This is a genomic window from Stutzerimonas stutzeri KOS6 (genome assembly GCF_000307775.2).
GTDB classification, from domain to species: Bacteria; Pseudomonadota; Gammaproteobacteria; order Pseudomonadales; family Pseudomonadaceae; genus Stutzerimonas; species Stutzerimonas stutzeri_B.
Genome location: NZ_KK020678.1, coordinates 349,609 through 359,801, shown reverse-complemented (window position 1 = coordinate 359,801; position 10,193 = coordinate 349,609). Strand labels below are relative to the sequence as shown.

The 10,193-nt window shown below is 63.4% G+C and carries 12 protein-coding genes; all 12 read left to right on the top strand.

From position 1 onward, the window contains the following. Window positions 1-226: hypothetical protein (locus B597_RS47800; protein WP_226925017.1), on the top strand; the 226-nt coding region annotated here is incomplete at its 5' end. Window positions 227-979: 753 nt separating this feature from the next. Then, window positions 980-2,350, top strand: a complete 1,371-nt coding sequence (locus B597_RS45530) for an ABC transporter substrate-binding protein (protein ID WP_003296157.1) — start codon at window positions 980-982, stop codon at window positions 2,348-2,350. A 55-nt stretch (window positions 2,351-2,405) separates the two neighbouring features. Continuing rightward, entirely contained in the window at window positions 2,406-3,326 is a 921-nt protein-coding gene (locus B597_RS45525; RefSeq protein ID WP_082321598.1) for an ABC transporter permease, read from the top strand. Then, window positions 3,323-4,195 carry an ABC transporter ATP-binding protein gene (locus B597_RS45520; RefSeq protein WP_003296159.1) on the top strand — a complete coding sequence of 291 codons (873 nt, stop codon included), beginning with the start codon at window positions 3,323-3,325 and terminating at the stop codon, window positions 4,193-4,195. Before B597_RS45525 ends, B597_RS45520 begins: the two co-directional genes overlap by 4 nt. A 70-nt stretch (window positions 4,196-4,265) precedes the next feature. After that, the gene (locus B597_RS45515) at window positions 4,266-5,009 is read left to right on the top strand and encodes a GntR family transcriptional regulator (RefSeq protein ID WP_003296161.1); all 744 of its coding nucleotides are present in this window, start codon (window positions 4,266-4,268) and stop codon (window positions 5,007-5,009) included. An 8-nt stretch (window positions 5,010-5,017) separates the two neighbouring features. Next, a complete protein-coding gene (locus B597_RS45510) occupies window positions 5,018-6,754 on the top strand; it encodes a fumarate reductase/succinate dehydrogenase flavoprotein subunit (RefSeq protein ID WP_003296163.1) in 1,737 nt (578 codons plus the stop codon). A 131-nt stretch (window positions 6,755-6,885) separates the two neighbouring features. Next, window positions 6,886-7,119 carry a 4Fe-4S dicluster domain-containing protein gene (locus B597_RS45505; RefSeq protein WP_003296164.1) on the top strand — a complete coding sequence of 78 codons (234 nt, stop codon included), beginning with the start codon at window positions 6,886-6,888 and terminating at the stop codon, window positions 7,117-7,119. A 10-nt stretch (window positions 7,120-7,129) separates the two neighbouring features. Further along, window positions 7,130-8,089 (top strand): HEAT repeat domain-containing protein, encoded by a 960-nt coding sequence (locus B597_RS45500; RefSeq protein WP_003296166.1) that lies wholly within the window; start codon window positions 7,130-7,132, stop codon window positions 8,087-8,089. 235 nt (window positions 8,090-8,324) lie between these two features. Next, a complete protein-coding gene (gene fdxA / locus B597_RS45495) occupies window positions 8,325-8,648 on the top strand; it encodes a ferredoxin FdxA (RefSeq protein WP_003296168.1) in 324 nt (107 codons plus the stop codon). A 3-nt stretch (window positions 8,649-8,651) separates the two neighbouring features. Beyond that, on the top strand, window positions 8,652-8,846 hold the full coding sequence (locus B597_RS45490; RefSeq protein WP_003296170.1) for a hypothetical protein: 195 nt from the start codon (window positions 8,652-8,654) through the stop codon (window positions 8,844-8,846). A gap of 10 nt (window positions 8,847-8,856) precedes the next feature. Continuing rightward, window positions 8,857-9,168, top strand: coding sequence for a gamma-butyrobetaine hydroxylase-like domain-containing protein (locus B597_RS45485; protein ID WP_003296171.1), 312 nt, complete (start codon window positions 8,857-8,859; stop codon window positions 9,166-9,168). After that, window positions 9,165-10,172: a YeiH family protein gene (locus tag B597_RS45480; RefSeq protein ID WP_003296172.1), complete on the top strand. Its 1,008-nt coding sequence runs from the start codon at window positions 9,165-9,167 to the stop codon at window positions 10,170-10,172. Before B597_RS45485 ends, B597_RS45480 begins: the two co-directional genes overlap by 4 nt. Window positions 10,173-10,193: the final 21 nt, after the last annotated feature.

The following is a 10,193-nucleotide window of genomic DNA, read 5'->3' as shown; positions in this document are numbered from 1 at the left end:
CTTTTTCGAAAATTTCTTTTCTACTCAACCGCTTGCCGCTTCGATCAATCTGCATCTCTCGTCAGCGGGAGGCGAATCATACAGCGTTCAAAACCGCTGTCAACCACCTCTTTCAACCGCTTTCGATCAATTCGACCGAAGCCGCCAACAGGACCAAACCACCACCCTGTCAGCGCGGCGCATTCTACTCGAATCCGCCATCCGTGCAACCCTTTTTTTTCGCTAACCTTTTGATTTACAAGAGGTTTTGCTTAAGGACTGCGCCGGAAGTGGTGCGCATTATAGGGGCCTGAGAATCAACGTCAACCGTTTATTTCGCTAAAGACAATTATGGGTCGCTACACAAAGGAGGAAGCCACTACATCAACCGCCAGAACGTGGCAGAGAACGGCTATGCAAGGCGGCGCTTCGCGCTCGCTTTCCGGCCTACGCCGCTCTCGCCTGAAAAAGTCGCGGGGCCCGACCGCCAAGCCTACATGCTGACAGCGGTCGGGATCTCGCCATACACGGCGTGTTGCCGAGCAGCAGCTCGCAGATAGTGTCCCCAGGTGCCTACAGCGAGTTACCCACGCCCACCATTTTCCTGCAAGGCCTCAGTGAGAATATGGATGCCGCATCGTTCGACATTGATCAATGACTAAACAGTATCCGGCCCGGCCCCGCTCAATGCCCCCAAGAGCGTGCGAGCTCGCACACCCGAAGTCGACAAGCGCTGGCGATGTTCCACGCTTGTTCCACTTGTTCTAGTCGCGGCATCACTCGCTGCGCGCTGCTGGGACGGCCGCGGAGAGCTTGCACCATGGACGAGCGTAACGCGTAGCTTCCAAGCGCTGACCAAGCGATCAGCAACCTGATCAAATCCGTTACCAAAACAAGAAGATAAATTGAAACCGCGGCGATCTGGCACATCCGGTGCACCTTCAAACCCAGGCGTCATGCCCTGTTAGTACAAGTTGCTCAACCGCCAAGGTGAAGACAAATGGATAACCGGAATAGCCTGCTTGCGACCTCGTTACTCGGATACGTTCTGCTGTTCAGCGGCCCGCTGGCAGCGGAAACGATCCGCATCGGTATAGGCCATCAGAGCATGGTCACCAACACCGTTTCCGGCGGCGTCGTGCTGGAAAAGCTCGGCCTGCTGGACCAGTACTTGCCCACGACCGGCAAGTACGAGGACGCGGACTACCAGATCGAATTTCGCGATTACGATTCGGGCCCGCCGATCACCAACCAGATGCTGGCCGGCAAGCTCGACTTCGGCGTCATGGGAGACTACCCACTGATCGTCAACGGCGCCAAGTTTCAAGCCACCGGCAAACAGCAGACGCGCTTCATCGCGGTAACCGGCTACAACCTCAAGGGAACCGGCAATGGCATCGTGGTGCCGGCCACCTCCTCGGTGCAGAGCCTGCAAGACCTGGCCGGCAAGAGCCTGTCCACTCCCGTCGGCAGTGCAGCCTGGGGCATGACGTTGAAGGTGCTGCGTGATGCCGGGCTATCGGACACGGTTACCCTGGTCAACCAGAGTCCGCCCGTCGGCGCGGCCAACATCGCCGCTGGCAAGATCGACGCCCACGCCGATTTCTGCCCCTGGTCTGAAATTATGGAGTTCCGCGGCACCGGCCGGAAGATCTACGACGGCAGTGAAGCGGGCATCCCCACCTTCCACGGCATCGTGGTGCGCGAGGCTTTCGCCGAGAAATATCCCGAGGTCGTCGAAGGCGTGCTCAAGGCGACGCTGGCCGCGCAGAAGTGGATCAGCGAAGACCCGATGCGCGCCGCCACCCAGGTGGCCGAGTGGACTGGCGTCGATAAAGAAGTCCTCTACCTCTACTTCAGTGACGGCGGCATTTCGACCATGGAAGCGAGCATCAAGCCGCAGTGGGTCGAGGCGATGAAGTACGACCATGGGTTGCTGCAAAAGGAAATGGATATTCCCGACCTGGATTTCGCCGCCTGGATCGACGACTCCTACCTAAAGCGCGCTTACGCAGCGTCGGACCTGGACTACGACGCCATGGTGCAGAACGTGGTCAGCCCGGCTCCGCACGCTCCCGGCCGCAAGCCTGCGGAGATCTGGTTCGCCGACAAGGGAGTGGTCGCCTACGACAGCACCGCGGACATGCTAGCCGCCGAAGCGAAGGCCAAGGCCGACGGCGCCGCCATCTACGCCACCTACGTCTACGACAACCTCACCGGGCTGAAGCTGTTCGGCAAAGCTGCCTACCTGGTCAAGGACCCGAGCGGCGAGGTCCTTGCGTTCATGAAGAAGAGTGACTCCGAGCGGCATGTCGCCGAGAGCGGCGGCGTACCGCTGACCGCCCCGCAGCCGGTCGCGATGTTGCCCTGATCCGCTCACATGCGCCGCAGAGCGCACATCAAAACCTGAGCCGAGGAGCGTAGCCATGAGTGTCAAGCCGAACCCCGTGTTCGATCCAGCCACGTCAGCACCTGCCGTAACGACGACACCCACACTGGAAGTCGCCGTCGCACCGAGCCCGTCAGCAGCACCTGATTCGTCCGCAACGAAGCGGACCCGGCAGCGTCTGCCTGCCATGACCGGTCGCTACTTGGTGCGTGTCGCCGCGTTGCTGATGGCGCTGGTGATCTGGCATTTCGCCGCCAGTAGCGGCTTCAACTTCTTCATCAACTTCGAGAACGTGCCGACGCCTCTCATGGTCGGTGACGCGCTGCTCACGCAGCTCTCCAGTTCGGAATTCTACCTGCACATCGTCCACAGCATGGAGCGGATCGCCATCGCCTACGCCTATGCCGTGGTGCTGGGCGTGCTGACCGGCGTGATGATGGGCCGCTCGCGCTGGGCCGAAGACATCATCCTGCCTTACATCGAGCTGTTCCGGCCAATTCCGGCTGTGGCCTGGATTCCCCTGGCGATCCTGATGCTACCCACCGAGCAGTCGAGCATCGTGTTCATCACCTTCCTCGGAGCCTTCTTTCCAATCGTGCTCAATACGGTGCACGGCGTCGAACAAACGCCTGATGTGCTAGTCCGCGTCGCCCGCAGCCTGGGCGCCAGTAAGTCGGCCATTCTCTGGCATGTAGTGATACCCGGCGCGCTGCCGAGCATCGTTGCGGGGCTTGCGATCGGCATGGGCGTGGCCTGGTTCTCGCTGCTGGCCGGCGAAATCATCAGCGGCCAGTACGGCATCGGCTACTTCACCTGGACCAGCTACACCCTGGTCAAGTACCCGGAAATCATCATCGGCATGCTCACCATCGGTGGGCTCGGCACCCTCTGCACGCTGCTCGTGCGCAAGGCCTGCGCACCGCTGCTGCACTGGCAAGCCAAGGGAGGTCGGCCATGAACACTGCTGTTCAGGACAACCGCCTCGCCGTGCTCGATCATAGCCGGCTACGGGCGAAGGCCAACGCCAAGGGCGAGGGACGCGGCCATATCAGCGTGCGCAACCTGCATATCGAGTTCGACCATCAGGGCAGCACGCGTGCCGCAGTACAGGACGCCCAACTGGATATCCGCCCCGGTGAGTTCGTCTGTCTGCTCGGCCCTTCGGGGTGCGGCAAGTCTACCCTGCTCAACGCCATGGCCGGCTTCGTCAGTCCGACTCGTGGTGAGCTGACCATCGACGGCAAGGGCGTCGATGCGCCCAGCCCGGACCGCGGCATGGTGTTCCAGCAGCATTCGCTGTTTCCCTGGAAAACCGTGCGCGACAACGTCGCCTTCGGCCCGCTGATGGCCGGCGCATCACGCAACGAGGCCTGCAGCGTAGCCCGCACCTTTCTCTCGCTGGTCGGCCTGGCCGCGTTCGAGGACGCCTACCCAGGCACGCTGTCGGGCGGCATGCAGCAACGTGTTGGCATTGCCCGTGCGCTGGCTAACTACCCCAGCGTGCTGCTGATGGATGAGCCCTTCGGCGCACTGGATGCGCAGACGCGAATCATGATGCAGGAGAACCTGCTGGAAATCTGGCGCGAGTTCCGCAACACCGTGGTGTTCGTCACCCACGACATCGACGAGGCGGTGTTTCTCTCGGACCGCATCGTGGTGATGAGCGCCAGCCCCGGCCGGATCATCGCAGACATCAAGGTCACCCTGCCCAGGCCGCGCGAGCAGAGCCTGCTCACCAGCGCGGTATTCATGGACTACAAGCGCCAGTGCCTGGACCTGATCCGCCAGGAAACCCTGCGCGCCTTTCAGCAGCAGAACGGAGGCTGAACATGCGCAACCCATTCCGTTATTCGCCTGCGCTCGACATGACCTGTCATGACAGGCTGGAGGCCAAGCAATGAAAGGAACCCAGCATCTTGTCCCGGGCGACTCTCCATTGCCGCTTTACGTGCAGATCCGCGACGACCTGCGGCACAAGATTCTCGAAGGCAGCTACCTGGTCCACGAGCGTCTGCCTTCGGAAAACGAGCTGATGAACGCCTTCGGCGTCAGCCGCATCACCATCCGCCAGGCATTACGTGACCTGCATAACGAGGGACTGGTGTTCAGCGCCCAGGGCAAGGGCACCTACGTCAGCAAGCCCAAGGCGGTGCAGAACGTCCAGCGCCTGCAAGGCTTCGGCGAAGCCATGGCCGCGCAAGGCTACGAGGCGACTGCACGGTTGCTGTCGATCCAGGAGCGCAGGCCACCCAAGGCGGCCATCGCCGCGCTGCATCTGCTCGCTGGCGAGGAGGTGGTCGAGGTCAAGCGCGTGCGCTACCTCAACCGTGAGGCGGTCTGTGTCGAGAACAGCTACTTCCCCCTCGACATCGGCCGACGGATGTTCGGCATGGACCTGTCCGGCGACATCTTCCCGATGCTGGAAAACGCCTTCGGGATTGCCCTGGGGCGGGCCGACATCAGCCTCGACGCCACCCTGGCAGACGAGGAACACCAGCATTACCTGGCGCTCAAGCCGGGCGAACCCATCCTGCGCGTCGAGCGGCTGACCCATGACCGCGCCGGCCGGCCCATCGACTTCGAATACCTCTGCTACCGCGGCGACGCATTCAAATATCAGTTCCGAGTGGATCGGAAATAGGAGGCGACATGACCACTATCAACGGCATCCCAGTCATCGACACCGACGTGCTGGTCATCGGCGGCGGCACGGCCGGCCCCATGGCCGCCGTCACCGTCAAAGAGCAGGACCCGAACCTCAAGGTCATCCTTCTGGAGAAGGCCAACGTCAAACGCTCCGGTGCCATTTCCATGGGCATGGACGGCCTCAACAATGCGGTGGTCCCAGGCCACGCCACGCCCGAGCAGTACGTCAAGGAAATCACCATCGCCAACGACGGCATCGTTCACCAGCCGGCACTGATGGCCTATGCCCAGCGCTCCTTCCCGATGATCGAGAAGCTCGACTCCTGGGGCGTGCATTTCCAGAAAGATGAAACCGGCGACTACGACATGAAGAAGGTGCACCACCTGGGCACCTATGTCCTGCCGATGCCGGAAGGGCATAACGTCAAGAAGATTCTCTACCGCCGCCTGCGCCGCGTGCGGGTGGAAATCGAGAACCGCTTCCAGGCCACCCGCCTGCTCAAGGACCCGGACGGCAAGATCGCCGGCATGATCGGGGTGAACACCCGCACTGCCGAGCCGATCATCATCCGCGCCAAGGCGGTGATCATGGCCACTGGCGCCGCCGGACGCATCGGCCTGCCGAACTCCGGCTACCTGTTCGGCACCTACGAGAACCCGGCCAACTGCGGCGACGGGCATGCCATGGCCTACCACGTCGGCGCCGACCTGGTGAACCTGGAGTGCTTTCAGGTCAACCCGCTGCTCAAGGACTACAACGGCCCGGCCTGCGCCTATGTCACCGGCCCGCTCGGCGGCTTCACCGCCAATGCCTATGGCGAACGCTTCATCGAGTGCGACTACTGGTCGGGCCAGATGATGCTGGAGTTCTTCAAGGAGCTGGAATCCGGCACAGGACCTGTGTTCCTCAAGCTCGATCACCTAGCCGAGGAAACCATCCAGGAAATCGAAACAGTCCTGCACACCAACGAGCGACCGACTCGCGGGCGCTTCCATGAGGGTCGCCAGGTCGACTACCGCCAGCGCATGGTGGAAATGCATATCTCCGAGATCGGCTTCTGCTCCGGGCATTCGGCCTCCGGCGTCTGGACCGACGAGACCGGCGCGACCACCGTGCCCGGCCTCTACGGCGCCGGCGACATGGCCTCGGTCGCGCACAACTACATGCTCGGCGCCTTCGTCTACGGGCAGATCTGCGGGGAAAGCGCTGCGGCGTTCGTCAAGGAGCGCAGCGAACCAGTGCTCGACGAGGCCTTCATCGCCGCCGAGCTGGCGCGCATCCAGGCACCCCTCATGGTCAAGGACGGCATCCCGCCGGAGCAGATGGAATACAAGGTGCGCCGCCTGGTGAATGACTACCTGCAGCCGCCGAAGGTGACCAAGAAGATGGAAATCGGCCTGGAGCGAATCATGGCCGTGCGCAACGACCTGCACATGCTCAGTGCCGCCGACCCTCACGAACTGCTCCGTGCGCTGGAAGTGCAGTCGATCATCGACTGTGCCGAGATGGCCGCGCGCGCGTCGCTGTACCGCACCGAATCGCGCTGGGGCCTGTACCACTACCGGGTCGATTTCCCCGAGCAGGACAACGCCGAGTGGTTCTACCACAGCCGCCTGTTCAAGGACGCCAACGGCCAGATGGCCCATGGCAAGCGCCCGGTCGCCGACTACGTCGTCCCGCTCGGTGAAGAGAAGGATGCCTACAGCAAGTTGCGGGTGAAGAAAGCGGCCAATGCCTGACCTTTGGGCGGCCGTTTCACCTCGTAGGGGCGAATTTATTCGCCCACCGAACCCGACATACGAGGGCGAATGAATTCGCCCCTACAAGAGCGACCGCCGTGCCCGCTCGACTGGAACCGAGGAGATAAATCATGCCCGTAGCCAACCACCGCTCTGCCGTCCCGGTCATCGTGGACGAAGACAAATGCATTGCCGAGAAGGGTTGCCGCGTCTGCATTGACGTCTGCCCGCTGGACGTCCTGTGGATCAACCCGGACACCGGCAAGGCACACATGAAGTACGACGAATGCTGGTACTGCATGCCCTGCGAAACCGACTGCCCGACCGATGCGGTCAAGGTGAACATTCCCTACCTGCTGCGCTGAGGAGCCGCTGATGAAGACTTATGACGATCCCATGCTGCAGGAAATTGCCATAAACCTGGCGTCCGAAGATCCCGGCATTCGCCGCGTTGCCGTACTCGAGCTGGTCGATTGCGGCGAGCCGGAAGCGGCCGAGTTACTGATCCTCGCGCTTAACGACCCTGACCCCGCGGTGCGCCAGGAGGCCGCCAAGGTGGTCGACGAGTTCGATGCCGTGGATATCGCCGACGCGCTGATCGCCGCCCTGCAGGACAGTAACGAGGTGGTACGCAACTCCGCCGCTCACGCGCTGGCAGACTTGAAGGACCCGGCCGCCGCCCTTCCGCTGCTGGAAGCGCTGGAAGGCACGGACGACCCATTCGTCGTGGCGGGCATCCTGCGCGCGCTCAAACCACTGCGTAACCCGGCGGCCCAAGCCCCGGCGCTGCAGCGCATGCAGACCGAAGATCCCGGTGTGCGCCGCGAGGCGGTAGCGGTGATCGGCTGGCTCAAACAGACCGAAAACCTGCCCGCGTTGATGGAGCGCGCCCAGCACGACAGTGATGCCGAGGTACGCCGCGCGGCTACCGGTGCGCTGGTCTACGCGACGCCCGAGCAGGTCGGTCCGACACTCGTTGGCCTACTACGCGACGAGCACTGGCAGGTGCGCGTCGAGGCGACGGTGAGTATCGGCAAGCTCAACTACCAGGCCGCCCTGCAGCCGCTGGTCGAGGCCACCCATGACAGCTTCTGGCAGGTCCGCGAAAAGGCCGTGGACTCACTCGGCAAGCTCGGTTCCATCGCGGCCATTCCGGCGCTGGGCGTCTGTGCCCGCGACCCGATGAGCAACCTGCGCAAGGCCGCCATCGGTGCGCTCGGTTCCATCGGCCACAACGACGCTCGCCCCTTCGTCGAAGCCGCCATGGACGACCCGGACCCGGATGTCCGCAAGCTGGCCCGCTGGGCCATGTCCAGGCTCGATGCGGCAGCGTGACCGTGCAGCCCCTGACAAGGCGGGTGCGATTCGCCATTGCTGTTCCGCCGAGCACGCTCGGCGGTTTTAAGCCCGCCCTACAGGTTTGACGTGTTGAGCGATTTCCAGACTAGACGCGGCGGTGCCGACCTAACGAAGGGCCGCCTACGCCGCCGGGATCCGCGCAGCTTCCGCCCCCTCGCACCTCTGGAGAGTGCTGGGGTGAGGGGCCGGGCGCACCAGAGGAGCCAGAGACATGACTTATGTCGTTACTGAAAACTGCATCCGCTGCAAATACACCGACTGCGTGGAGGTCTGCCCGGCGGACTGCTTTCACGAGGGGCCGAACTTCTTGGTGATCAACCCCGAGACCTGCATCGATTGCAGCCTCTGCGCACCAGAATGCCCGGCCGACGCGATCTTCGCCGACAACGCATTGCCCGCCGAGCAGAGCCATTTCATCGAACTCAACGCCGAGCTGGCCGAGGTCTGGCCGGTGATCACCCAGACCAACAGCCCATTGGCCGAAGCCGATACCTGGGTCGATCGGGGCGACAAGCTGCAGTTTCTGGAGCGCTGAGCCATGCCCGAACTTGTCATGACGAGTTGGTCCCGCCGCGTTTTGCTGGCGCTGGTGATTGGCAGCGCGGCCCTGACCGGCAGTGCACGGCCGGTCGAGGATCAGAGCCGCTTCGTCAGGACACCGGAAACCCCTGCCCTGATGGTGCTGGACGGCTATCCGCCGCGCCTGTTCGGGGCCTTTTGCCAGATTGGTTGAGGAGTTGCCCATGACCACCCAGACCCTGATCGCCCCGCCCACGGAAATTCGCCTGCGCAAGGCGCAGAAGATGCTCGAAGTGCTCTGGTCCGACGGCGTGCGTAGCCAACTGAGCTGCCTCGCGCTGCGCAAATCCTGCGCCTGCTCGATGTGCGCCCAGGCGCAGCAGCGCGGCGCACTGACTCTGATCGACGCCGACGTCGGTGTTGATCGGCTGGAGGTGTCCGGCATCAGCGGCGTGCAGTTCCATTTCAGCGACGGCCACTACCGCGGGCTTTATCCCTGGGCCTACCTGCGGGAACTGGGCGAGCGGCTGCAATGACCAGCCGCGCCCATCAGTTGCTCGCGCCGCCTTTCGCCACGCTGCGCCGGCTCTATCCCGGCACAGCCCTGTGCGGAGTGCTGGCGCTGGCCGGCAGTTTTCTGGCCGAGCATTACGCGGCACCGGCACTGATGCTGGTCCTGTTGCTGGGATTCGGCTTCGCCAACCAGGCCGCCGACCCACGCATGCAAGTCGGCGTCAGCTTCTGCAGCCGCCATGTGCTGCGTATCGGCGTGGCACTGCTGGGCGCGCGGATCGGCGTCGAGCAACTGCTCAGCGTTGGCAGCCTGCCATTGCTGATCGTGCTGACCAGCGTGCCGCTGGTGATCGGCACGGCCTTGCTGCTGGGCCACTGGCTGGGCCTACCGCGGCTGCACAGCCTGGTCGCCGGCGTGGCGGTAGCGATCTGCGGCGTGTCGGCGGCGATAGCAGTGGCCGCGGTGATTCCGGCCGGCCGGCTGGAAGAGCGACGACTGCTCGGCGTGGTGGTCGGCGTCACCGCCCTGGGCACCCTGTCGATGCTGGTCTACCCGCCGCTGCTCGGCGCGCTGCAATACGACGACGTGGAGAGCGGGCTGCTGCTCGGCGCCAGCATCCATGACGTGGCCCAGGCTGCCGGGGCTGGTTACCTGGTTTCCGACAGCGCCGGCGATATCGCAACCCTGACCAAACTGTTGCGCGTCGCACTGCTGGCACCGCTGGTATTGCTGCTCGGCTGGCTGCTGCGCCGCGACGACTCCGGCAATGCCGAGCTTCCATTGTTCCTGCTCGGCTTTCTCGCCCTGTTCGGGCTGAACAGCCTCGGCTGGCTGCCGGCCGGGCTGCGCGAGGGGCTCATTGTCGCATCCAATGCCTGCCTGTTGGTCACCATGGCCGCGCTCGGCATGCGCACCACCCTGGGCGAACTGTTCGCCCAGGGCTGGCGGCCGATGCTGCTGCTGGTAGCGCTCAGCATCGGCCTGCTGCTGGGCACGATGGGGATGCTGGCGCTGGCCTCGCCCTGAAGATTTTTCCTGCCTCGTTTC

Bases quoted from the DNA above. Each gene is read 5' to 3' on its own strand.
- B597_RS45530 (WP_003296157.1), top strand. From the start codon at position 980: ATGGATAACCGGAATAGCCTGCTTGCGACCTCGTTACTCGGATACGTT.
- B597_RS45525 (WP_082321598.1), top strand. From the start codon at position 2,406: ATGAGTGTCAAGCCGAACCCCGTGTTCGATCCAGCCACGTCAGCACCT.
- B597_RS45520 (WP_003296159.1), top strand. From the start codon at position 3,323: ATGAACACTGCTGTTCAGGACAACCGCCTCGCCGTGCTCGATCATAGC.
- B597_RS45515 (WP_003296161.1), top strand. From the start codon at position 4,266: ATGAAAGGAACCCAGCATCTTGTCCCGGGCGACTCTCCATTGCCGCTT.
- B597_RS45510 (WP_003296163.1), top strand. From the start codon at position 5,018: ATGACCACTATCAACGGCATCCCAGTCATCGACACCGACGTGCTGGTC.
- B597_RS45505 (WP_003296164.1), top strand. From the start codon at position 6,886: ATGCCCGTAGCCAACCACCGCTCTGCCGTCCCGGTCATCGTGGACGAA.
- B597_RS45500 (WP_003296166.1), top strand. From the start codon at position 7,130: ATGAAGACTTATGACGATCCCATGCTGCAGGAAATTGCCATAAACCTG.
- fdxA (WP_003296168.1), top strand. From the start codon at position 8,325: ATGACTTATGTCGTTACTGAAAACTGCATCCGCTGCAAATACACCGAC.
- B597_RS45490 (WP_003296170.1), top strand. From the start codon at position 8,652: ATGCCCGAACTTGTCATGACGAGTTGGTCCCGCCGCGTTTTGCTGGCG.
- B597_RS45485 (WP_003296171.1), top strand. From the start codon at position 8,857: ATGACCACCCAGACCCTGATCGCCCCGCCCACGGAAATTCGCCTGCGC.
- B597_RS45480 (WP_003296172.1), top strand. From the start codon at position 9,165: ATGACCAGCCGCGCCCATCAGTTGCTCGCGCCGCCTTTCGCCACGCTG.